Source organism: Desulfovibrio oxyclinae DSM 11498 (genome assembly GCF_000375485.1).
Lineage (GTDB): Bacteria > Desulfobacterota > Desulfovibrionia > Desulfovibrionales > Desulfovibrionaceae > Pseudodesulfovibrio > Pseudodesulfovibrio oxyclinae.
The window spans coordinates 116152-139592 of the sequence record NZ_AQXE01000002.1; the positions used below are offsets into that span (position 1 = coordinate 116152).

16 protein-coding genes are annotated in these 23441 nt (G+C 62.1%); 11 read left to right on the forward strand and 5 right to left on the reverse strand.

What is annotated here, in order from left to right:
- Nucleotides 1–2: 2 nt before the first annotated feature.
- The 3 genes from yidD to rpmH are packed head-to-tail and all read right to left on the reverse strand — an operon-like array spanning nt 3 to nt 753.
- Nucleotides 3–248, reverse strand: coding sequence for a membrane protein insertion efficiency factor YidD (yidD, locus tag B149_RS0103190; protein ID WP_018123719.1), 246 nt, complete (start codon nt 246–248; stop codon nt 3–5).
- Nucleotides 248–631: a ribonuclease P protein component gene (rnpA, locus tag B149_RS17725; RefSeq protein WP_156816726.1), complete on the reverse strand. Its 384-nt coding sequence runs from the start codon at nt 629–631 to the stop codon at nt 248–250. The genes yidD and rnpA overlap by 1 nt, the downstream gene beginning before the upstream one ends.
- Complete coding sequence (gene rpmH, locus B149_RS0103200) at nt 619–753, reverse strand: 50S ribosomal protein L34 (protein ID WP_018123721.1); 135 nt, start codon at nt 751–753, stop codon at nt 619–621. The genes rnpA and rpmH overlap by 13 nt, the downstream gene beginning before the upstream one ends.
- A gap of 223 nt (nt 754–976) precedes the next feature.
- Between rpmH and B149_RS18660 the strand changes: the two genes are divergently transcribed.
- Together B149_RS18660 and B149_RS18665 are read left to right on the forward strand one after the other, a co-directional pair.
- A complete protein-coding gene (locus B149_RS18660) occupies nt 977–1630 on the forward strand; it encodes a lactate utilization protein (RefSeq protein WP_018123722.1) in 654 nt (217 codons plus the stop codon).
- A 3-nt stretch (nt 1631–1633) separates the two neighbouring features.
- Nucleotides 1634–2380, forward strand: a complete 747-nt coding sequence (locus tag B149_RS18665; protein WP_018123723.1) for a UPF0280 family protein — start codon at nt 1634–1636, stop codon at nt 2378–2380.
- Nucleotides 2381–2384: 4 nt separating this feature from the next.
- On the opposite strand, the gene B149_RS0103215 is transcribed toward B149_RS18665, so the two are convergent.
- Nucleotides 2385–3338 carry a GGDEF domain-containing response regulator gene (locus B149_RS0103215; RefSeq protein WP_018123724.1) on the reverse strand — a complete coding sequence of 318 codons (954 nt, stop codon included), beginning with the start codon at nt 3336–3338 and terminating at the stop codon, nt 2385–2387.
- Nucleotides 3339–3412: 74 nt separating this feature from the next.
- Here B149_RS0103215 and B149_RS0103220 point away from each other — a divergent pair, with 74 nt between their 5' ends.
- The 6 genes from B149_RS0103220 (at nt 3413) to B149_RS0103245 (ending at nt 21136) form a co-directional block, all read left to right on the forward strand.
- Complete coding sequence (locus B149_RS0103220) at nt 3413–6460, forward strand: AsmA family protein (protein ID WP_018123725.1); 3048 nt, start codon at nt 3413–3415, stop codon at nt 6458–6460.
- Between the two features lie 3 nt (nt 6461–6463).
- Nucleotides 6464–7045: a DUF1318 domain-containing protein gene (locus B149_RS0103225; RefSeq protein ID WP_156816727.1), complete on the forward strand. Its 582-nt coding sequence runs from the start codon at nt 6464–6466 to the stop codon at nt 7043–7045.
- Nucleotides 7030–15117 carry a CHAT domain-containing protein gene (locus B149_RS0103230; RefSeq protein WP_156816728.1) on the forward strand — a complete coding sequence of 2696 codons (8088 nt, stop codon included), beginning with the start codon at nt 7030–7032 and terminating at the stop codon, nt 15115–15117. Before B149_RS0103225 ends, B149_RS0103230 begins: the two co-directional genes overlap by 16 nt.
- A 218-nt stretch (nt 15118–15335) precedes the next feature.
- Nucleotides 15336–16715, forward strand: coding sequence for a DUF4139 domain-containing protein (locus tag B149_RS0103235; protein ID WP_018123728.1), 1380 nt, complete (start codon nt 15336–15338; stop codon nt 16713–16715).
- Nucleotides 16716–16725: 10 nt separating this feature from the next.
- The gene (locus tag B149_RS0103240) at nt 16726–17937 is read left to right on the forward strand and encodes a hypothetical protein (RefSeq protein WP_018123729.1); all 1212 of its coding nucleotides are present in this window, start codon (nt 16726–16728) and stop codon (nt 17935–17937) included.
- 31 nt (nt 17938–17968) lie between these two features.
- Nucleotides 17969–21136, forward strand: coding sequence for a beta-phosphoglucomutase family hydrolase (locus tag B149_RS0103245; RefSeq protein WP_018123730.1), 3168 nt, complete (start codon nt 17969–17971; stop codon nt 21134–21136).
- Between the two features lie 150 nt (nt 21137–21286).
- Here the strand turns inward: B149_RS0103245 and B149_RS18820 are convergent, their stop codons facing one another.
- Nucleotides 21287–21610 carry an IscA/HesB family protein gene (locus B149_RS18820; protein WP_245533184.1) on the reverse strand — a complete coding sequence of 108 codons (324 nt, stop codon included), beginning with the start codon at nt 21608–21610 and terminating at the stop codon, nt 21287–21289.
- A gap of 150 nt (nt 21611–21760) precedes the next feature.
- On the opposite strand from B149_RS18820, the gene pyrR reads away from it, so the two are divergent.
- From pyrR to B149_RS0103270, 3 genes are read left to right on the forward strand one after another with little or no spacing between them, the layout of a single operon-like run.
- Complete coding sequence (gene pyrR, locus B149_RS0103260) at nt 21761–22309, forward strand: bifunctional pyr operon transcriptional regulator/uracil phosphoribosyltransferase PyrR (RefSeq protein ID WP_018123734.1); 549 nt, start codon at nt 21761–21763, stop codon at nt 22307–22309.
- Nucleotides 22306–22842, forward strand: coding sequence for a homoserine kinase (thrB, locus tag B149_RS0103265; RefSeq protein ID WP_018123735.1), 537 nt, complete (start codon nt 22306–22308; stop codon nt 22840–22842). The genes pyrR and thrB overlap by 4 nt, the downstream gene beginning before the upstream one ends.
- On the forward strand, nt 22839–23438 hold the full coding sequence (locus B149_RS0103270) for a hypothetical protein (RefSeq protein ID WP_018123736.1): 600 nt from the start codon (nt 22839–22841) through the stop codon (nt 23436–23438). The genes thrB and B149_RS0103270 overlap by 4 nt, the downstream gene beginning before the upstream one ends.
- The last annotated feature ends 3 nt before the right edge of the window (nt 23439–23441 follow it).

Sequence of the window (23441 nt, forward strand, 5' to 3'; positions counted from 1 at the left end):
GTTTACTGTCTCGCTTTGTGGTTCAGAACGGGCCATTGGGCGGGGACGGGGTCATAGCCCCCCTTGCACAGGGGCTGACAGCGCAGCAGACGCCACGACGTCAGCAGCAGCCCCTTGAAGGCGCCGTGCACGATGAATGCTTCCCGGGCGTACTCGGAGCACGATGGAAGAAACCGGCAGGAGCCGGGAAGAAGGGGGGAGATGCAGATCTGGTAAAAACGGATGAGCGCCAGAAAGATGTAGCGCATCACGTCCTCTCTGCGGAACTCTCTGCCGCCTTGCGCTGCAGGTGTTTCAGCGCGGGCAGGAGTTCGTCCGTGGCGAGGGCAAGGTTCAGGCTTTTCGGATCGAGATTTCGCTTGGGGACCACGACGATGTCGAGCGGGAGGTCCACCTTGTCCTGATGCAGCCTGAAAAACTCGCGCAACACTCGTTTAACGCGGTTGCGCGTCACTGCGTGCCCCGTTTTCCTGCTGACCGTCAGGCCCACCTTGAAGGAGGGCCTGTCCGGCTGCAGCAGCCCGAAAAGTATAAAATTTCGAGTGAAATGTTTGCTACCCTGATCAAAACACTTCACATATTCGGGGCGTTTCAGCAGCCGACGCTGCCTCGGCCATGTTAGATGCCTAATCTCTTGCGTCCTTTCGCGCGGCGGCGACGGATGGTGGCGCGGCCGTTTTTGGTGCGGGAGCGCACGAGGAAACCGTGGGTACGCTTGCGACGGATCTTACTGGGCTGATAAGTGCGTTTCATGGTTGTATATCTCCTAAAATGATGGTGTCTGTTCCTATGGCGTCGAACGGTTGCATATAGCGAGAAGAAGCCCGTTCGTCAAGGGGTTCTTGCCCGTGCTCCCCGGTGCGCGCCAAGCCTTTCGTCCGTTCGGCTTTTGCTGTACATACTGAAAAGAGTCAAGCCCGCATTTGTGAACATGCGTAAAAAAGATATCCGGGGTCAGCCCCCGGCAGGAGGAATCATGGAAAATCCCACCCAGATTTACTGGAATCTCAAGCTCGTCGCCGCCGCCGGAGCGCTTGAAAAGAACGGCTACGAAGCCAAGATAGTGGAGTCCAAGGAAGAGGCCGCAACCCTGATCAAGGATGAGCTGTTGCCTTCTCTCGCGCCCAAGACCGTTTCGTGGGGCGGTTCGCTTTCCTTTACCGCCACGGGACTCTACCACGCCATCCGTGATGCGGGCGACTACGAGATCATCGACACCTACGACAAGAGCCTCGAAGGTGAAGCGAAGATCCAGCGCCGGCGCGAAGCGCTCGACAGCGACGTCTATTTCACCGGCACCAACGCCCTGACGGAGAACGGCTGGCTGGTGAATCTCGACATGATCGGCAACCGCGTGGCAGCCATGACCTTCGGTCCTCGCAACGTGGTGGTGGTCTGCGGCCGGAACAAGCTGGTCCCGGGGCTTGAAGAGGCCATGCAGCGCATCAAGGATTACTCGGCTCCGGTCAACGCCATGCGCCTCGATATGAAGACTCCCTGTCGCAAGACCGGCGTCTGTCACGACTGCGACAGCCCCGAGCGCATCTGCAACACGTGGACGATTCAGGAAAAGTGTTTCCCCAAAGGACGCATCCACGTCATCCTCGTAAACGAAGACCTCGGATTCTAGACCGTGAAGCGGATTCATTCCGATCCGAACCGCAGGTACCGGGACTCTGTCGCGCCATCGGGGAACGAGGTCCGTTTTCAGGTGGCGGTTGAGCAGACCGACCTGTTGGTCGTGGCCCGTGAAGACCTCTCCCGCGAAGTGGCGGGGGTGGTCTCCGGGCTGCGCGGATCCATCAAGAACCATATCCTTTTCCATCCGGAATTCGCGGAATCGCTCGTGCCGGTCGAGGTGACCGATTCGGCTCCTGAAATTGTCCGGGCCATGGCGACCGGATCGGCTCCGTGCGGAGTCGGTCCCATGGCGGCGGTGGCCGGAACAGTGGCCGAGTTTGTGGCCCGCGAATTCGCAACGCGCTCGCCGGACATCATCGTGGAAAACGGTGGTGACATCTTCATGCACTCCACGCGGGAAAGAGTCGTGGCGCTGTTGCCGGATCCGGAATCCGGAGCGAGCATCGGCATTCGGCTCACCTGCGACCGTTTTCCGCTTTCCGTCTGTTCATCCAGCGCCACCATCGGTCATTCACTGAGTCTCGGAGCCGGGGAGCTGGTGACCGTGGCGGCGAAAAGCGGCGCGCTTGCGGATGCTGCCGCTACGGCGCTGTGCAACATGCTTCGCAACCGGTCTTCCATCAACATGCTTTTGGCTGAGGCAGAACGCCTGTCGGCCTACGGGCTCGAAGGCGTGTTCGCGCAGGTGGACGGGCAGGTCGCCGCCTGGGGCGAGGTGGAGCTGGTGGCTGTGGAGTAGGTGCTCAGGCCGCGCTTTCGATGCGGTTTTTACCTTTGTCCTTGGCCTGATACAGCGCGTTGTCTGCGGCTTCTATGAGACTCTCGCCGCCCGTTGAACCGTCAGGAGTCGCCGTTGCGAGCCCAATGCTGACAGTGACGTACTTGGCCGCGGGCGAGTCCGGATGTTCGATGCATTCTCCCTCAAGCTGCTTCATGATCATCTCGGCCACGTCCTTTGCTCCGGTGGAATCCGTGTTCGGCAAAACCACGACGAATTCCTCGCCGCCGTAGCGTGCCACCATGTCAGCGGCACGGCGTGTCGATTCCTGCAGAATCGCTGCTACGCGCCGCAGGCATTGGTCACCCTGGATGTGTCCCTGCGAGTCGTTGAACTGCTTGAAGTTGTCGATGTCGATGAGCAACAGCGAAAGCGGCATCCTGTCCCTGCGGGCGCGCTTCCATTCCTGTTCGAAGCGTTCGTCAAACCAGCGGCGGTTGCCGACGCCGGTGAGTCCGTCAATGCTCGAAATCTTGCGCAGCTTGGCGTTGAGTTCTTCGAGTTCCTTTTCCCTCGCATGCCGCATCTGCATTTCCTCACGCAGCTTCAAGGCGGAGCGGACTCTGGCCTGAAGCTCCACGCGACTGACGGGTTTCTGGATATAGTCGTTTGCTCCCGCGGAAAACGCGGCCTGAAGTCGCATTTCGTCTTCCACGCCGGTGACGACGATGATGGGGATGTCCTCGGTGGCGGGGTCGGCCTTGAGCAGGCGCGTGGCCTGAATACCGTCCACGCCGGGCATGTTGATGTCCATCAGGACAAGGTCGGTGCAGTCTTCCTTCGAGCGGCAGCTTTCAAGGATGCTATGGGCTTCATCGTAAGAATATGCGGAAACGATATTGGAATACCCGGCATTGCCGAGTATGGTAGTGAGAAGCAACTGGGAAGTCTCGGAGTCGTCGATGATAAGTATCTGCATCTTTTGGATGTTACCATCGAATCGACAAATGAGCGAGAGGTTTGGAAAATAAAATAACGGGTTCAAGGTATAACGTGACTTCTTCCCGCATCCGGCCATGGCTCAAATGGGGGCTTCTCCTGACAGCCGGGCTCCTGCTCCTGCTGGCGGCTGTGCCCTTTTCCCTGAACACGCAATTCGTCCGGGATACGGTGCTCGATGCCGCCCGAAATGCCGTCGGTGCTCCGGTGGATTTGGACGAGCTGCGGTTTTCCTATTCAGACGGTGTCACGCTTCGCGGGCTCCGCGTTGAAGGCCCTGCCCCGATGGAGACGTTTGCTCTTGAGGAATTGATCGTCCGGCCGGGTTGGAATGAATTGCTTTCAGGCCGGGTGGCGCTTGATATCCAAGGGCGCGGTGTGCGGTTGAACGCGTCATTGCCCGAATCGGCAGAAATGGAAGAGCCAGAGCCCGAATCCGGCGGGCTGCCGGATATTCCGGGGCTGCTGCACCAATTGCAGGTTCCGCACTGGCTGATGCTGAAAGCGCGAATTGAAGATGTCGCCGTGAAACTTGAGACGGGTGAAAAGCGTTTAAATCTCTCCGAAACACGCCTTTTCGCCGATGTGGATGGCGGCTCCGGCAGGGCGAATGTCGGTTTGACTGGCAACAGCTCAAAAGGGGCCGTTGCCATTGCGGCGTCGGTCTTGCCAGAGGTCGTTTCCGCCGAGGCCACCCTGCCCGGGCTTGAGCTGACCGCCGAAATCGGGGATGAAAACCTCGTGGTCTCCGTTGAATCGGATATCGCACGTCTGACCGAGTTCGCCTCGCCATTTCTTCCCCCCGAACTGCCGTCGGTTGCAGGCCGGTTCCGGCTGGCCGCGTCAGGACCGGTCCCGGACCAAACCATTTCATTACAGATACAGGCCGGGCTTGAGAATCTGAGGGCATCCGGCCCTTCGCTTCCTTTTCCGGTCGAACTGAAGCTGGTGGAGACCTCGTGCAAAGTCGTTTTCGAGCCAGTGGGCGAATTGTCCGTGCGAGAGGGAAGGTTGCAACTGCCGGGGCTCAACACGACGTTCAGCGCACGTTATGCTCCTTCCGGCAAGTGGTTCGCAGCCGCATCCGGGCTGCGACTGGATATCCCGAAACTGATGGCTCTTGCGGCACCGCTGGTTCCGGAAGACGTCAGGCTCGGTTCCGGCTCCGTGGAGCTTCGGGCGCTGGCTGCCGAAGGTGACGGCGGTGGCCCGGCTGCCGCCTCGGTGGAAGGGCTGGAGTTTGCGTTTGGCGACATGCGGGTGCCCGGCGATGTGCGCGTTGCGACTCTGGACGGCTGGCTTGATTCCGCCACGGTGAGACTGGGCGAGGTTCCTGTGGCGGATGTGCTCGGTTTGCGCATCCATGGACGTGAAGTCGGTCTTCCCGCGCTGGATCGTCCTCTTTCGGGCACTGTTCATGTAGCCGCCAGTGGATTGAGCGCCATGCCAGCGGTTCGCGACCTCGCGCTACAGGCGGCGTTGGATGGCGGAGCCGTGCGTTTTGACCTGTCCGGAGCCGTGGCGCGTCGCTTTTCGCTTTCCGGAGATGGCAGCGTCAACCTTGCCGCGCTCGGTGAATACCTTTCCCTGCCCGCAGACTCCGGTACCGTGAAGCTCGCATTCGACACGGAAGGGATCATGCCGGAACCGGAGAAGCTGCAGCTGCCGGATGGGAGTTTGACTGCATCTGCTTTGCTGGGGCTGACTGATTTTCTGGACCGCCTCATGCTGAATCTGCGCCTGGACGCGGTGAGGCTGCCTCGCGTTGCCGGCGGTATCCTCGTCAGCTCCACGGAGCCGCTGGAAGTCGGGCTGCAAAACGGGCTGCAAAGGATACGGGTGGAGCTGCCCGTGGACATTTCCGGTGCCGCGCTTCCGGTTTCGCCCCGAGTTATTGGTTCCGCAACCATAACGGATCTGGATCAGGCGGAGTGGAACGTGCGTACCAAACTGCCCGAACAGTCGCTTCAGCTCGATTCAGGCGGCACGGCCAGCGGCATTACGCGCTTGCTTCGCAGGGGCGGCGATCCGCTCTCTGCGCTGCTGTCCACGGTTTCGGCCCGTACAAGGCATCGCGTGGCTCTGGATGGCGCCTCGGGCTTCGATGGACGTGAGCTTTCCGGCAAGGCGGAGTTGATTGCAGAGGCCGACCTTCTCCCGGACGAACGTCTGGAGGGCGGGCTGACGGTTTCCCTGCATGAACTTGCTGCCCGTCTCGGCGACATCCGCTTGGATGGCCTGCAAGGGGAAATGCGCCTGCGTCGGGCGTTTCCTCTGCTCGTTAATGAGCAGAATCAGCAGCCTGACGAAGCGGGGCTGAGTCACAGGGTGCTGGAGCGCGGCGAGGCGCAGCGGGATGAGGCATCCGAACCCGCGTGGGGCGAAGGGCGGCTGTACTTCGATGCGCTTGAGGTGGGTGGCCTTCCGGTTCCCCTGTCGCTGAGTCGCGGGGAACTCGTACCCGAGTTCGGCGCCGCACCGGGGCTCAGGCGTTTCGGTTTCGACCTGCTTGGCGGTTCCGTGCGCGGCAGTGCGGTGCTCGATTCGGGGCCGGACCCGGAAACGCGGCTCGAAGCGGTGTTCACGTCCGTGGATTTCTCGCGCCTGCTGGATGCGGCCCTCGCCGATCCGGTGGCCGCCGGGGACGCCAGTGTCAATGGCCGGGTGCGCATGACCGTTCCCGTACAGTCCGACGTCAGGCGTATTCTGGAGGAAGTGGGTCTTGAAGCCCGAATCCCGAGCATCGGGCCTTCGACGCTCGACGCCATGCTAGCGGCCATGGATCCGCACGGAGCGGATTCCGCCATCGCGGCCCAGCGGCGCATGGTGGCCATGGGCGGTCCGAGAAATCTCGTGATTACGGTGCGCAACGGCCGCCTTTCCCTTGAGGGCGAAGTGGAGGCCTTTGGCGTGCGCCTGAAACTGCCGCCCGTGCGCCGGGTTTCGCTTGCGGACCTGCCGGTGCGTGATATGATGGAACCGCTCGCCGAAGCCCTCGGCTCGGTGGGACGCATGGCGCGGCTCTGGCGCGCCGCAGCCATAATTCTTGAAGATGACGGAATCCGCTTTTCAAAGCGGCGTCCGGTATCGTCCGCGAGGTAGACCATGAAACGCATACCGATGATTCTTCTGCTCGTCCTTCTGGGTGGCTGCACGCTGGCCGAGGTCAACGTGGAGGTGGCCGGGGAGCGCACCTCTCTGGAAAAACAGGTGCTCGGCTCCTACAACGCCCTGACGCAGCGGGCCATGCTCTCGTCCTCGGTGCGCGGCGTGGACCCGCTCGGCAACGTGGAGCGTCCGCCTGAGCTGAGCGCCGACGGTCAGGAAGCTCTCGATGCGGTGCAGACATTGGCGTTTCATGCGGATGATCTGGACGCCTTCCGCCGCCTCGGCTGGGTGGGCGAAGGGAACGACGGCCTGCTGGCCCGGTTCCCCATGGATCGTGAAGGCGCGCCCGACGATCTTGCCGGATTTGCCGACGGCTACGGGCAGAACGAGTTCGAGGCGGTTGTCTCGGAGATCAACGCCTCGCGTCTTGTGCTCATGCGCCGCGTCATCCGCACTGATGACCGGTTCACCGAAGCGGACTTTCCCGAGATTCGCACCGTGTTTGCCCGGCTCAATGCCAGACGCGCGCTGCCGGGCGAGCGCATTCAGGGCCCGGACGGGCAATGGACGGTGAAATGATGCTGCGAAGATTATTGCCGCTGCTCCTGATCCTGTTTGCCGCAGTGCCCGCACAGGCCCGACGGCCGCTTCCGCCGCCGGATGTGCAGCGCGACCAGTTGACCTTCAGCACGTCCGCCGTGACGGATTATGCCCTTTCACCGGACGGCACGCGACTGGTCATGGCGGTACGCGATGCGGGCTTTGCCCGGCTGATGCTCGCGTCCGTCGATCCTTCCGGGGCGCTGCCGCGCGTACTCACCCCGGAACCGGCTGGCTACTCCGATCCCGCCTTTTCCCGTGACGGGAGCGCCATTGCCTACCGCGCCGACATCCTCGACGCCAAGGGCGACATATTTCTGCTCAAGCCGGATGATCAGAACCCACAGCCGCGTCGCCTGACCGGAGCGGAAACCGAGGATTTCTCACCTTCCTTCGGCCCGGACGGAGCCATCTGGTTTCTGTCCAGAACCCCCGGCAGCGCCGAAACCGTGCTGAATCGCCTGAGACCCGACGGTGAAATCGAGCCGATCCTTTCACGAAACGACATGCGCTCCGCCTCGGTTTCGCCGGATGGGCGGCATGTGGTTTTCCTCTCTGCAGGCGATGAAGCCCTCTATCATTATGATACCCGGACCGAAGCGGTTCGTCGCCTGACTCCGAAGGGCGTGCGCGCAGCCGACCCGACATGGAAGGGGAACGAGCAGGTTCTTTTTGTCCGTGAGGGCGTGCGCGGAGCACAGCTTTCGTCGCTGGCGCTGGACTCAGGCGCCGTGACGCGGTTGACCGTTGCGGGACGCGGCGGGGGAAATCCGTCGAGCTGCTCGGGCGCGGCCTGTGACGGTATGGTGTTTCTGGCCGACTCCGGTAGCGGCAGCAATGTCTTTCGACTGCCTGAGGCCGGAGAAATCCGGCTCGGTGATGACGCCGAAGGACAGATGACCATTGCCCGCCGGGCGCTGGATGCGGTGCCGGAAGATTTTGCCATGGCCAGCCTCGCCCTTCGTCGAGTCAAGGATCGGTTCCCTGACAGCAGAGAGGGCGACCTTGCCATGATCCGGCTGGGTGGATTGCTTGAAGCCGAAGGCTTCGACCGGGAAGCTGCCAGCGCCTACGCGCAGGTTTCCGAGCGCGAGGGATCGCTTTTTGACGAAGCCAGAGTGCGCATTGCGTATATGGAAGCAGTGCAGGATGTTTCCGCCTCGGTGCAACGGCAGACGGCACTTGCCGATGCTATCGACGCTGTCCGGAAAGCGTCCGGAAAGCCTTCGCCGGTGGCCGATCTGTTGGTGGCTTCCCTGCTGCAACGCTATGGCAGCGGTGCGGCGCAGCTGCGCGAGGGGCTTCGTCTCGCCGGGCGGGCTGTGAGCTCGGAAGATGCTCGTCCCGACATCCGTGCCGAGGCTGCCTTGCTGGAAGCCGGACTTGTGCGTCGGTTTACGCCGTCCGCTGCGGTGGATTCCTATGTTGACGTTGTCAGGCGGTTCCCCGACTCCGTGCAGGCCGCGACTGCCGCTCGCCGAGTTCTGGATGTGGTGGAGAACGAGGGGCCGCCGGAGTCGGCCACCGAACGTCTCACGCTGTTTGCCCAGCGCCGCGAGGGGCGGGTGCCCTATCTGGCCGCCGCCGCGCTCAACCGCGTGGGCGACCTGTTGCTGAAACGCGACGAAACGCCCGGAGCCAGAAGCGTCTACCGACAGGTGCTGACCGAGTTTTCCGATTCCGGGCGACCAGCGGCCGCCGCGCGATTGGCCCTTGCGGAGCTGCTTTACCGCGAGGCCCGCTATGCGGATGCCGTGGACCTTTACGAGGGCGCGCTCGGGCCGGAAGCCGTGGAGGATGATGTATACCGTCTTGCGCGGCAGGCATATCTGGAAAAAACCTCGGCCGCGGGCAAGGATCTTCTGCGGCGGGGCGAGGTCCGGGCGGCCAGCAGCCTCTTCGCAGATCTTATCCGTTTTGACGATACCTATCTGCCCGGGCATCGGGGCTGGATTCGCGCCGCATCGGCTTCCGGTGAGCTGGATCAGGCCGTATCGCGCTACCGCGAAGCCGTAAGGACGAACCCTGCCGACCCGGTCTCGGCCTACAATCTCGGGCTTGCCATATCATATCGCGAGACCGCACCCGCGCTGCGCGAAGCGCGAAAGCTCCTGCGGCAAAGCATCCGGATGGGCGGCAACACCCGCTACAATTTTCTGACTCTCGGCTATGTGGAAGAGGCACTTGAAAAAGCCTACGGCGAGCAGGGCGGGTACGAGCGCGCTCTCTCGGCGTACGAAAAGGCGTGGTTCCTCTCCCCGCAGGGCAGCGCGGACCGGGCCGATGCGGCCCTGAACCTCGGTAACGTGAACCTTGCGCTGGGTCGCAGCCTCGCCGCATACCGTTTTTACGTGCAGCGCATGGAGTCGGGCGAACCGTTTGTCTCGTCGGACACGGAACTGCTTTTTTACCGGCATCTGGGAATGGCCGCTTTCCGTGTGGATGACCCCCGGATGACTGTCGAGGTGTTTCGCAAAGCGCTTGCCATGGTCCGGCAGCGGACTGCGCCGCTTGCACCGTCCAAGGCGTTCGGCAAACTCTCCGAGGCCATACGCGCCCGCGCCCTGCGGCCTGCCATGGAAGATGAGTCGCTGAAGGAAAAGGCTCTGCCTCTGGCACGCCGTCAGGCGGAGATTGACCGGGAACTGGTCGAAGTCGGGCAGGATGTGGCCGGACCGCCGCCGTCGCCGCAGTGGTATGCGTATCGCGACGCAGTTGCCGACCTGCTGGAGCGGGAGGCCGAAGTGATGCGGTCCGCAGCCGCGTTTGCCCCGGATGCTTCGGTGGGCGCCGTGTTCGAGCATCTGCACGCGCAGGCGGCGGCAGCTCTTGAAGAGCCGCTGCGGATGGCCGAAGCCGAGGCCGAACTCGCCAACCGGCTGGCCCTCGCCCTGCAGGATGCGGGCAGGTTCGCCGAGGCCCGCGAGGCTTTCGAGGCCACGCTGGAAGTCAACCGGCGCATCGGTGCCGTGCGTAATTACGGTATGCTCACCCGTGCCGCGGCGTACAACGCTTTCCGGAATGCCGGGGATTATACCGGCCGCGAACGCGAACGATTGCTTGACGATTCGGCAGAGCTTTTCCGTACGGCGCGCGATTTGGTGCAACAGCATGGCGTGCCAAAGCGCGAAGGTGGCGGCGGTGCGCTCATATCTATTGATATTAGCACCTCGCCCGACGAGGCAATGGCCACCCGTGCCTCGCAAGGATTCTCGGCGGCGCAGGAAATCCGTATCTGTGAAACGTTTCTGGCGCGCATCGCCCTTGAGCGGGGCAGATTGGGGCAGGCCGCCGACTTCTATGCTCCGCAGCTTGCCGCGTCGTCAGGTGCGGTGGAGCAGGGGGATACGTACGAGGTCTCGGTGTTGGAGCATCGCGCCGCCCTGCTGGACAATGCTTCGGACCGGCCGCAACGCGCTTTCGAACGTTTCGCCCGTTCGGCCGAACTGGCGATCCGCGCCGGAAGCCGTCCCGGGGCTATGGTCAACTTCATGAACATGGCGCACAGCCTGTCCGCAATGCGTGGCGAATCGCGCATCGACGGGGTGCACCGCCTGCACCGGCTCACGCGCCGGGCCGCGCGGCTGCTGGAGCGAGCCTTTGCCACGGAAGAGGCCGAATGCCGCAACACGCTGGCCGCTTTGCTTATGGGACTCGCACCGCGTGGCGAATCCATGCAGGAGGCGGTTCTGCGCACGACCATGCTCGCCGACGCGGGAAAGCACCTGCTGCGGGCGACGGACCGGCTAGGCGGCATGCAGCGTCCCGACCGCGACGCGCTCTCGCTGAGGGCGGCGGCGGAATTGAACCGTGCGCGGCTGGCCCGTATGGCCGGAGCCGATCCGAAACCGTTTTTCACATTGGCGCTGGAGGCGTCCCGCAAGGGACTGCTGCCGCGTTTCGAGTGGCGCGCTCTTGCCGGGCTCGGACAGTTTGATGCTGCGCTGGAAACGCTTCGTGGTGTGCCTATGTCCGGGCTCGGTTGCGGAGCGGGAGAAATCGTCTCCACGTTCGCTCCCATGGTGGGTGATATGGTGAATGCGGGGCGCACCGAGGATGCCCTGAATCTCGCTGAAGAGCTTCTTGAGCTGGAGCGCGTGAACCGCATGGGACCGATGTTCCATGCCCGCGTTCCCGATGCCGAGGCGGATATCCTTGTGCGTACCGCGCCGCGTCTCTTGCGGATACGCTCGCTGCTGGCGCAGGAGGATGGGGAGCAGGCCGAAGCGCGCACCCGTGAACTGTTGGAGCAGGAACGGGAAATCTTGCGGAAGGTGCTGGGCGAGGACGCCGATCGGCTGCCGGGAGTGGCTCTGTTGGCGCGCAGCCGTACCGAACGCAGTTGGCTGACGGTGCTCACGGGACTCGACGAGGCCCTGAACCGTGCAGCCGATGCGGCCGTGCGTGATCCGGGAGGCGAGGCCGCGGCAAAGGTCGCTGCCGCGCGGGACAGCTATCGCAGCGCGGTGGACATGGCCCTTGAGGAAACCCTGTTCGACGAAAACGCCGGGGCGCTGGAACTGTTCCTGCCGCGCGCGGCGGAGGTCGCGGATGTGCAGTTCTCCCCGGTGCAGCCGCTTGATATCCGCATGATCTTTCCCGATGGGAGCGGCGGGTTTCTCTCCTTCCTCGTGACCGCCGACGATGTCTCGGTGCAGTCTTTGGCATCCGCGCCTGAATGGGGGGGCGAAGATGTGGCGGTGGCTCCGGCGGTGGGAGCGTTGCCCGAAGGCCGGGCGGTCGCCCTGAGTCTTACGCATTTCCTTCGCGCCGCCGATGGCCTCAAGCCGTTTCGCAGGCGTTTGATGACGGTGGGACCGCGACCCGTGATTCCCGAGTTTTTCGAAAGCGTCGAGGGCAACCGTACGGCTGCTGCGCATACGTTGGCGGTCACGGCTCCGAGCGGTGTCCGCGATTCCGCCCCGGCGCGTCCGGGACTGCGGGCGATGCCGGAGCCGGTGACCATGAACGAGGGCGTGCGGCTTCCGCTGGTGGCTTATGCGCGTGATGGTGCCTCCCTTTCCTCGACGGCCTTTGCCCCGCTTGCCGACGGCGATGCGTATGCCATGGCGCATCTCTTCGCGCTTTACGGTCTGCCGTCCATGTATTCCGGGCCGGTGGATGATTATCTGGCCGCGCTGCCGGAAACGTCCCCTGAGGGAGCTTCGGCCAACGGAACGCTTTTCGGCCATCCCGGCCTGACGCCGGAGCAGGACGCCGCATTGGCGCGTGATCGCCTGCGGACTCTGGTGACGCAGGGGCAGGAGAATTTCCGTTCCGGCAACAACGAGGCCGCGCTGGCGTCATTTGCCGATGCTGTGGCCATTATCGACGAGACACCTCAGTATCGATCCAATCTCCCCGCCGCCTTGTCCTTTGCGCGAGAGGCCGCCTACCGGGCCCGGCGTTATGACGAGGCCGCCCGCTTCGGGGGCAGGCTGGTGGACATCCTCGCGGAATCCGCACCGGACAGCCCGCGCCACGGCGACGCCCTGATCAAGTACGGCGTGCTTCTGGCGGCATCCGGACGCTACGGCGAGGCCGTCCCTGCGCTGGAGCGGGGCACCGCGATTCTGTCTGAAACCGGAACCCTTGAGGAGCACGCCGAAGCTCTTGCCCAGTTCGGCAACGTGCTTGAGCAGTCCGTGAACTTTCCGGCGGCGCTGGGCAAGTTCGAAACCGCCGCAGAGCTCGCGGACGAGGCCGGACGCGACATGCTTCTTGCGCGCCAGCATTCCAACATGGGGCGCATTCTGGACCTGCGCCTTGATGAGTATGTTCGCGCCAAGCGGCAGTATGAAAAGGCCTTAGAGATTCATCAGCTCATGGGCGACGACCGCGCGGCCGCGCAGGATATGCTCGATATCGGTCGCTGCGACAGGCTCATGGGCAGTCTTCAGGCGGCGCAGGAGCGGTACGCTCAGGCGCAGGAGCTGACCGACGATCCGGGCCTGCGTGCGCGCATCGATCTGGAGCGCGCCAATAACGCGTGGTTCGCGGCGAAGTATCAGGATGCGTTCGAGATTCTGGCCGAGGTGCTGGGACAGGCGCGGGAATCCGGCGACCAGATGCTGGAAACCCTTGCCGTCAACACCTCCGGGCTGCTGCATTGGACGCTCGGCGACGTGGAGCGGTCACTTCGCGAGCTGAATGAGGCCTACAGGCTCTCTCTTAAACTGAAGAACCGCACGGACATCACCGCGTCCATCCTGAACAATCAGGGACTGGTGCTGCGCGAGGCCGGAAGATTGGACGAGTCCATGTCGCGGCTGGAAAAGGCCCTTGCCATGGACCGTCGCGCAGGCTCCCGTTGGGGGCAGGCCTATGCCCTGCGCAACATGGCCCGCACCATGCTGGAAAAGGGCGACCCCGAGGCGGCGTGGCCGCTTCTGGAAGAGGCGCTCGCGCTGACGCGACGCATCGGCAACCGCATCAACGAGGCCAAGGTGCTCGCGGTGATGGGCTCGGTGCGTTTGGAGCAGGGCAGTGCCGGAGAGGCTGCGGAACATTTCGAGGCGGCGCGAGCCGTGGCGCAGGAAGTAGGATTGCCCGAGGTGCGCTGGCGTGCGCTGCACGGATTGGGTTCCGTGGCTAGGGCCAATGGAGAGCTTGAGCGCGCTCGTGACCTGTTTGGCGAAGCCGTGGAAATCATCGAAGGACTGCGGGCCGCCGTGTCCATGCAGGAATTGCGGGACGGCTTTTCGGTGGGCCGGACGGAACCATATGAAGATTTGGTGCGCGTGCTGGCCGATCTCGACAGGCCGAGGGAGGCGTTCCACGTGGCCGAACGCTCCCGTGCGCGCAGTCTCGTGGAGATGCTTGGAAACGGCCCGCGTCGTATGCGCGATGAGCTTGGCACGCAGCTGTACAACTCCCTGACCGCGTTCCGTGACCGCATCCGCGAGCAGCGCGCCCTGCTGCGGCGCAGCGAGCTGGAAGCCGAGCAGGAAGTCTATGCGCGGAATCTGGCGCTGCTGGAAGACCGCTATTCCGACCTGCTGCTGCGGGCCAGAAACGAGAACCCGGAACTTGCGAACATCGTGGAGGCAGACGCCCTGCATCTGGCCGAAGTCTCCAGGTTGCTCGACGAGGGCGTGTCGCTGCTGGTGTATTATCTGCTGGATGATGAAATCCTGTGCTGGGTGGTACGGCCCGATGGGTTTACTCTGCACCGCACGCCCGCCGATCGTATACAGCTGGGAAAGGATGTTCTGGACTACCGTCGCGCGTTGCAGAATCTGGAACCGGAGGACCGGCTTTCCCGGAGTCTGTATGACCGACTGCTCGGCAGATTGGATATTCCCGAGGGGACGGTGGGCATCGTTCCGCACGGCGTGCTGCATCACCTTTCCTATGCCGGTCTGGATGACGGGGACGAGTATTTCGTGGATCGTCACCCTCTGTTCCGTGTGCCGAGCGCGTCCGTCATGGCGTACACGTTCAAGCGGCGCGGCAGGAATGCGGGCGAAGTGCTCATCGCTGCCGACCCCGATTTGGGCGACTCTGCGTTGGAGCTGCCCTTTGCGCGCAGGGAGGGGCGTTCGGTGGCTTTCAATTTCCCGGATGCCATCCTGCTCACCGGAAGCAAGGCGGCAAAGCCCGAAGTGCTTCGCGATATGGGACGCAGCCGCATTGTGCACATTGCTGCCCACGGCGAGTTCGACCGCGAGAATCCGTTGCTGTCCACGGTCAGGCTCGCATCCGGGCAGGGTGGCGATGGCGACCTGAGCGCGTCAGAGGTCTTTGGCGTAAGCACGCCCGCCGATCTGGTGGTGCTCTCCGCCTGCCAGACGGGGCTGTCCGCGGTGTCGGCCGGGGATGACGTGACCGGACTGAACCGGGCCTTCATCTTTGCCGGAACCCATGTGCTGGCTGCTAGCCTGTGGCGCGTGAGCGACGTGGCCTCGGCCATGCTTATGAAGAGCTTCTACCGGAATCTTGAAACCATGACTAAATCCGGGGCCATGCGCCGGGCAATGCTGCACGTGCGGCAGCGGTATCCGCATCCGGGATACTGGGCTGCCTTCACGCTCACGGGCGATCATCGCTGACGCTCCCGCCCCCCTTGCGCCGCCTCGATAAAACGGCTCCGCTACCGGAATGGTGGCGGGGCCGTTTTATCGTGATCCGCACCGGGAGCCATGATAATTTTTACATTATTTTGCAAAAAGTCATTCAAACGGGTAGTCTCTCCGGTAAGATCGTTTTTCCCCTTAGGGGGAGGAGTTTCGATAATGCAATGCAATTACCCGTGGAGAATGAATTTGTTATGGTGAAACGACTGGCTCTGACAGCATTGCTTCTTCTGATGGCTGTGCCGGCATTGGCTGCTTCGCCCGTGGATCTGACCGTTTACCAGAACGGAACCGTACTGGTTCGGGAAGTTCGCGGCTTTGAGCTGCACAAGGGGACCGGAGAAATAGCTGTCATGGGACTGCCCCGCTCCCTGCGGCCGGGGACGCTCTCGGCCGAATCCGTTACCGCGCCGAAACTGTTTCGGGTGCTCTCGTCGCAGTTCAGGTCCGGCGGTCTCTCCTCGACGCAGATTCTGCAAAGACATATAGGAAAGATGGTGCAGGTGGTCCTGCCGGATACGAGAGACACCGACTCGCGTCGTGTGGCCGAGGCCCGGTTGCTTGGGGTGGAAGGCGCCCGTGCCCTGCTTGAGCTTGAGGACGGGCGTATGTGGATAGGCCCTTACGAGGCCGTGATGTTGGAGCAGGCGCCCGCAGACGCCGTACTCTCTCCGGTGATGGCGTGGCGGTTCCGCAATACCGGACCGAAGCGGCAGGATGTGGCACTGTCCTATCTGGCCGACGGCATGGATTGGAACGCGGATATGGTGCTGACCCGTCGTGGTCACGATCAATGGGGCCTGAAGGTATGGGCCACCATGCGAAACGAGAGTGGAAGAGATTTTAAAAACGCCCGGCTGCGGCTGGTGGCGGGCGAGGTGAGTTCCGGTGCCCCAAAGCCCATGCCCCGCAATATGCTCAAGGCCGAGGTTATGGTCATGGATGCGGCCCCGGGTGGCGCTTCGCGCAGCGAGTTCGGCCAGTGGCATCTGTATGATGTGGGCGAAGGGTTTTCGCTGCCGCAGGGGGCCGTAACGCAGGTGCTGCTCTTTGAAGTGCCGGACATGCCCGTGCAGAGACGCCTTCTGGCGGAATCCAATGTCGGCGTATCCCCCCGTTCGGGAACGGATCGTCGGCCGTTGGAGGTTCGGCTCGAAATCGATAACAAAGACTCGGATCAGCCGATGCCCGCCGGAACCGTGCGCGTCTTTGAACCCGGACCGGAAGGAACACCCCTGTTTGCAGGCGAGGACGCTGTTCCCGGCGTGCCCGAGGGCGGCAGGGCCGTCCTGCGGCTCGGACGTGCTTTTGACGTAACCATGGAGCGCAGACAGACCGATTTTTCCCGCTCCGGGAAGCACCGTCTCATTGTGGCATATGAGCTGACGCTGAGGAACGCCCGTGAAAAGACGGCTGCGGTCCGCATACGCGAGCGCATCCCCGGACAGTGGAAGCTGCTCTCGGCCAGTGCGGAAGGCCGGCGCGAGGATGCCGGAACGCTGGTGTTTGATCTGGACGTTCCGAAGAAGGACAACCTGACACTCACCTACAAGGTGCAGGTGGAACTGAAATAGGCAGGAGAACATGAGCGAACTTTCGATACCGAAAACGACGCTTGAGACGCTGAAGGACTTCTACGCGCTCATGGACAGGACCCGCACGGTCCGCCACCGGGCTGTGGAATTGATCTTCGGCGGCAAGGAAGTGCCGGAGGCTCTGGCTGAATCCCTCAGGAATGCGCAGGCTTCGCTTGAAGCCGTTCCGCAACGTGAGGGCAAGCGCGTCCTCTCGCTTGACGGCGACAAGGACATCCTTCTGGATATCGACTACGAAGTGAACGAATGCGCCAAGGATGTTCTGTATTTTGAAAAGGGCGAAAAGGCCCTGCTCGGATATCTCGCCGAGCTGCATCCGGATTTCGAGAAGCAGGTACAGGAGGGCGTCAAGGCGCTTTCGGGCGGCAGATACCACAGTTTTGTCACCGACCGCGACGGCACGGTGAACAACTACTGCGGCCGTTACCGTTCTTCCATCCAGTCAGCATACAATGCGGTCTTTCTGACCCGTTTCGCACAGCGGATGGCGGATAATCCCGTGGTGCTCACCTCGGCGCCGCTCATGGACGTGGGGCTGGTGGAGATAAGCGTCAATCCCGAATACGCCATGTATTATGCGGGATCCAAGGGGCGCGAATGTCTCGATCTTGAAGGGCGCGTGCGCCAGTTCCCCATTGACCCGGACAAGCAGCAGATACTGCGGACGCTCAACGAGAAGCTCACCGCCATGCTGCATCTCGATGAGTACGAGAAGTTCTCCCTCATCGGCTCCGGGCTCCAATTCAAGTTCGGGCAGACTACGGTGGCCCGGCAGGATATCAGCGGCTCGGTCCCGGCCAGGGAGTCGGAAGCCTTTTTGCGTACCCTGGAAGAGATGGTCGTATCCATAGACCCGAAGCGCGAGAATTTCCGCATTGAAGACACCGGTCTCGACGTGGAGATCATTCTTACCATCTCGGGCGATAGCGGTCTCAAGGATTTCGACAAGGGTGACGGCGTACGGTTTCTCAACGAGGAATTCGAGTTCCGCATGTTCGAGGGACGCAACCTCATTTGCGGCGATACGTCGAGCGACGTGCCCATGCTTGAGGCGTCCCTGAGCATGAACGGCAATACGCGGACCGTCTTCGTGACGGAGAAGGAAGAGCTTGCCGCCAGAGTGCGCGGGCTGGCTCCGGAGGCGGTGATCGTGCCGCAGCCGGACATGCTCGTGACCATGCTCGGCAGGCTGGAAGAGTAGAACGAAACAGTCCAACATTGCGAGGCAGATAATGGAATTCAGGGGAGTGGTCTTCGACCTCGACGGTGTCATCACGAGAACCGCCAGGGTTCACGCACAGGCGTGGGAAAGCGCTTTTAACGATTTTCTGAAAATGGTTGCGGAGCGGGACAATGTCGCGTTCCAACCCTTCGACCGCACCCACGACTACCATAATTACGTGGATGGCAAACCCCGGTTNGAAGGGGTGTTGTCCTTTCTGAAATCGCGCAACCTGACCCTGCCGCCGGGAACGCCGGACGACGAACCGGGGATGGACACCATCTGCGCGCTCGGCAACCTCAAGAACGAGCTCTTTCAAGACATCCTGCGCCGCGAAGGCCCGGAGGTGTTCGAGACGTCGGTAGAGCTGGTGGAGGCGCTCAAAAAGCGCAACATCCGGGTGGCCGTGGCAACATCGAGCCGCAACGGTCGGTTGGTATTGCAGCTGGCCGGGCTGGACGACATGTTCGAAGTGGTCGTGGACGGCGTGGTTTCGGAGCGGATGCAGCTCAAGGGCAAGCCCGAACCGGATATCTTCGTCACCGCAGCAGAAGAAATGGGCCTGCATCCCAGTCAGTGCGTGGTGGCGGAAGATGCTATCTCCGGCGTGCAGGCGGGCAGCGCGGGCAACTTCGGTCTGGTGCTCGGCATAGCGCGCAACATCAATGGCGAGATGCTCAAGCGTTTCGGCGCAGACCTCGTGGTTTCCGATCTCGGCGAGATCACCATTGAGGACATCGGGGAGTGGTTCTCATCCGGACTTGCCTCAGACGACTGGCGTCTCTCATATCACGGCTTCGAGCCGGGCGACGAAAAGCTTCGCGAAACCCTCACCGCCGTGGGTAACGGCTATATGGGCGTTCGCGGTGCATATGAGTGCGAGTGTGCGTCGTACTATTTCTATCCGGGAACCTACATCTCCGGCATCTACAACAAGGTGCCGAGCAAGGTTCAGGGGCGCGATATCTACAACAACGATCTGGTGAACTGCCCCAATTGGCTCCCGGTGGAGTTCAAGGTGGGGTCGGGCGATTTCGTCTCCCCGCTGTCCATGGAGATACTCAGCTACGCCCATGTGCTGAACATGAAAGAGGCCGTGGTCGAACGGCACATCGTGGTCAAGGACAAGGTCGGCCGCATAACGCGCGTCTCAAGCAAGCGGTTCGCCAGTATGCACGACGCGCACGTCTGCGCGTTGAAATTCGAAATGACGCCGCTGAACTACTCCGGGAAGATAACCTTCCGCTCCGCGCTGGACGGCAACGTCACCAACGGCAACGTGGCGCGCTACAGCTCGCTGACCTCGAATCACCTCTGTCGTGTGGCGGGCGGTGCTCTCGGCGACGGCTCCTTCCTGCACGTGGAGACGACCCACTCGCGCTACCACATCGTCATGGCCGCCAAGACCCGCGTGCTGGAGAGCGGCCGTGAGATCGAGCTCAAGAAGGTGGTCTCTCAGGAAAAGGCCAAGGTCGTGGAGGAAATGTCCTTCATGGCTCAGGAGAACGTCAATTACAGCCTCGAAAAGTTCGTCAGCGTGCGAACCTCGCTGGACAGGGACGCCGAGCCCGATCTGGTGGCACAGGCCATGGAGCGCCTCGGGCGCGTCAAGACCTTCCATTCCCTGTTCACGCCGCATTACCGCGAGTGGAACAAGCTGTGGGAAAAGGCCGACATTCGCGTGGACGGCGACCGGTTTGTCCAGCGGGTCATCCGGCTGCACATCTTCCACCTGCTGGTGACGGCCAGCCCCAACACCGTGGGACGCGACGTGGGAATGCCCGCGCGCGGTCTGCACGGCGAGGCCTATCGCGGGCACATCTTCTGGGATGAGCTCTACATCCAGCCATTCTACGACAGCCATTTCCCGGACATCTCCAAGGCGCTGCTCGAATACCGCTATAACCGGCTCGATGCGGCGCGTGAGTATGCGAAGGAAAACGGCTACAAGGGTGCCATGTATCCGTGGCAGACCGCGGACGACGGCTCCGAGGAGACGCAGGAGGTCCATTACAATCCCGAATCCAAGGAATGGGACCCGGACCTTTCGCGCCGCCAGCGGCACGTATCCATAGCCGTGTTCTGCAATGCGTGGCGATATGCCCGCTGGACCGGCGATACAGCCTTCCTCAAGAGCATGGGCGCGGAAATGATGCTCGACATCGCCCAGTTCTGGGGCTCCATTGCCGAGTACGACAAGGAAACGGACAAATATCACATCGAAGGCGTCATGGGGCCGGACGAATTCCACGAATCCCTTCCGGACTCTGACGAGCACGGCCTCAAGGACAACGCCTACACCAACATCATGGTGGTCTGGCTCATGGAGCGCGCGCTCAAGCTGCTCGACAAGCTCGACTCCAAGACCGTGTCCGCCATCAAGCGCCGCATCGGCCTCAAGGATAAGGACATTCAGAAGTGGCGAGAAATGACCACCAAGATGAATGTCATCCTCACCGAGGACGGCATCATCTCCCAGTTCGACGGTTACATGGACCTCAAGGAACTGGATTGGGATGCCTACCGCAAGCGGTTCTACTCCATTCATCGCATGGACCGCATCCTCAAGGCCGAGGGCGACACGCCTGACAACTACAAGGTCGCCAAGCAGGCCGATACGCTCATGCTCTGGTACGTGCTGGAGATTGACGAGGTGGCACGCATCCTCAAGCAGCTTGGCTACGATCCCGGCGATAAGCTGGAGATGCTCAGGAAGAATTACGACTACTACGAAAAGCGCACCAGCCACGGCTCGACCCTTTCCAAGATTGTCCACTCCGTGCTGGCGGGATACATCTATCCCAGCGAGGTGGCCTGGAACTGGTTCATGGAGGCCATGAAGAGCGACATTTACGATACGCAGGGCGGTACCACGCCCGAGGGCATCCATACCGGCGTGATGGCCGGGACGCTGGAAGTGGTCAAGCAGGACTTTGCAGGACTGGACCTCTCGGGCAAGGTCATCGCCCTTGAGCCGGATCTGCCGAGGCATTGGAAGACGTTGTCATTCCGCTTCTGCCACCGCAAAGTCTGGTACGACGTGGAGATCAACCATTCCTACGTGCGCGTTTCGGCCAAGACCAGAAGCGAGCGCAGGATTCAGGCCATCATCTACGGCACCAGAATAGAGGTGGGGCCGGAGCCTGTGGAGATCGCCAATCCCAAGAGTCCCGAGTAAGCCGCAAGCAGGAAAGGCATAGGTTTGCCGCAAGGGTTGCAACAAGGTTCGGGGTCGTCCATGGTGGGCGGCCCCGTTTTTTTGCAGGGTAAGGAAGGCGCAAAAAAAAGACGCCCCGGTTAAGGGGCGTCTTTGAGTCGGCCGTATGGTCTAGCAGCCGCAGGAGCCGCTGGAGCATGCTCCGGGGGAGCACCCGCCGCCCCCGCCTACGGGGTTGGCGGAATCGACGGTGAACCCGTAGTAGGTCATGTCGATTTTCACTTCGCCGGTTTCAGATGCGAGTTCTTTGTCGATGAGGAAGGTGAAGTCACCCACTTCAGTCACATTGTCGGTGTCCTTAGGCTCATCCAGAGCCAGAGTCAGTCTCGGACCCGCTCAGCCGCCGGATGCGAGGTAAACACGCACCGGAGCTTTCTCTTTATCCGCAAAGTAGCTTTCCAGCTGCTTCTGAGCGGCTTCGCTAACATTGATCATCTACGTCCTCCTTGTCATTGGCTGGGGACCAAACACGTAAGCATGACCCATAGGTTTGTCAAATACATTGTGGTGCTTCGGGCCAAGTTCGGTTGACCGCAGGTACAGCATGGATTATTCCAAGGCATCCCCGAAACGGAGGACATTATCATGAAAGAATGCGGAACCATTCTCAATAACAAGGAAATGGCCCGGACGCTGGAACGACTGGCTTCCGAGATCATCGAACGCCGGGGCGACAACGAATCGCTGGCGCTTGTCGGCGTGCAGCGCCGTGGCGCGGATCTGGCCGAGCGGCTGCAGGCCATCCTGTCCGACAAACTGGAGCGCCGGGTGCCGCTGGGCAAGCTGGATATCAACCTGTACCGGGATGACTGGACCACGCTGAACATCCAGCCTTCCATCAACTGTACGGAAATCCCGTTTGACGTCGAAGGCAAGAGCATCGTGCTCGTGGACGACGTGCTGTTCTCCGGACGCACCACCCGTGCCGCGCTGGAAGCCGTGCTGGACTACGGTCGGCCGCGCCGCGTGGAGCTGCTGGTGCTCATCGACCGGGGGCACAGGGAGCTGCCCATACAGGCCGACTACGTGGGCAAGCGTGTGGATACCGGCGACGCAGAACACGTCAATGTGCTCGTGAACGAGCGCGACGGCGAAGACCGCGTCTGCCTGACGACCGGAAAAGACGACGCATGACATTTACCAAAGTCGAACGCGACAGCGAGCCGAAGCCCTGCATAACGCTGGTGGGCATGGCGGGAGCGGGCAAGTCCACGCTGGCCCCCATGCTGGCAGAGGCGCTGGGCTGGAAGCACATGGACACGGACCGCCTTCTGGAAGCCTTCTACGGGCGTCCGCTGCAGGATATCTTCGATGGCTACGGCCTTGAAGAGTTCCTGCGCATCGAGGAACAGCTGGTGAGCGAAGTGTTCCTGAACCGCACGGTCATATCCACCGGCGGCAGCGTCGTGTACGGCAAGCGCGCCGTGGATCGTCTCAGGGAACTCGGCTCCGTGGTTTTTCTCGAAATCGACGCCGAGACCTTCGAGAAGCGCGTGGGCGACGCCGAGGGCCGAGGACTGGCCATCGCGCCGGGCAAGACCCTGCGCGACCTCTTTGACGAGCGTCAGCCGCTCTACCGTGCCGCCGCAGACGTCACGGTGCGCACCGACCGCTGTACGCCCGAGGAGTGCGTCAGCGAGATTCTGGAAAAGGTGGACATCGAATGAAAAAGCTGACCCCCAAGGCTGCGTACCGCAAGTTGGCGGCCCTGTATAAGCGCATGGCCGATGAATACTCGGACGTGGCCGGTGCCGTGGGACTGAGCTGCGAAGGCTGCAACGACAATTGTTGCCGCAGTTACTTCCAGCATCATACCTATGTGGAATGGGCCTACCTCTGGGAGGGACTGAATTCCCTGCCGGGGGCCGAGCGCGAGGCGATCCGTCAGCGCGCCGAGACCTATCTTGATGAGGCTCGCATCGCTTTGGAGAAGGGCGAGCGTCCGGCGGCCATGTGTCCGCTCATCCGCGAGGACGGCCTGTGCGGACTGTACGAGTATCGCCTGATGACCTGCCGGATGCACGGCGTTCCCAACGTCCTCGTGAGGCCCGACGGCCGCGTGTCGTCGTTTCCGGGATGCTGGCGCACGCAGGAACTGGCCGGGGATCAGCCCGAGCAGCTGCCGACCTTGAACCGTACGCCCATGCTCAAGGAGCTTGCCCAGTTGGAGATGCAGTTCGTGGGTAAGAAGTTGCAGCAGATGCCCAAGGTGGACCACACCATTGCCGAGATGATTCTCATCGGACCGCCGAAATTCAGCTGATTT

What these genes read in the sequence shown, in the direction of transcription:
- B149_RS0103225 (WP_156816727.1), top strand. Translation starts at nt 6,464, where the DNA reads ATGAAACGCATACCGATGATTCTTCTGCTCGTCCTTCTGGGTGGCTGC.
- pyrR (WP_018123734.1), top strand. Translation starts at nt 21,761, where the DNA reads ATGAAAGAATGCGGAACCATTCTCAATAACAAGGAAATGGCCCGGACG.
- B149_RS0103235 (WP_018123728.1), top strand. Translation starts at nt 15,336, where the DNA reads ATGGTGAAACGACTGGCTCTGACAGCATTGCTTCTTCTGATGGCTGTG.
- B149_RS0103270 (WP_018123736.1), top strand. Translation starts at nt 22,839, where the DNA reads ATGAAAAAGCTGACCCCCAAGGCTGCGTACCGCAAGTTGGCGGCCCTG.
- thrB (WP_018123735.1), top strand. Translation starts at nt 22,306, where the DNA reads ATGACATTTACCAAAGTCGAACGCGACAGCGAGCCGAAGCCCTGCATA.
- yidD (WP_018123719.1), bottom strand. Translation starts at nt 248, where the DNA reads ATGCGCTACATCTTTCTGGCGCTCATCCGTTTTTACCAGATCTGCATC.
- B149_RS0103240 (WP_018123729.1), top strand. Translation starts at nt 16,726, where the DNA reads ATGAGCGAACTTTCGATACCGAAAACGACGCTTGAGACGCTGAAGGAC.
- B149_RS0103230 (WP_156816728.1), top strand. Translation starts at nt 7,030, where the DNA reads ATGGACGGTGAAATGATGCTGCGAAGATTATTGCCGCTGCTCCTGATC.
- B149_RS0103215 (WP_018123724.1), bottom strand. Translation starts at nt 3,338, where the DNA reads ATGCAGATACTTATCATCGACGACTCCGAGACTTCCCAGTTGCTTCTC.
- rpmH (WP_018123721.1), bottom strand. Translation starts at nt 753, where the DNA reads ATGAAACGCACTTATCAGCCCAGTAAGATCCGTCGCAAGCGTACCCAC.
- B149_RS18660 (WP_018123722.1), top strand. Translation starts at nt 977, where the DNA reads ATGGAAAATCCCACCCAGATTTACTGGAATCTCAAGCTCGTCGCCGCC.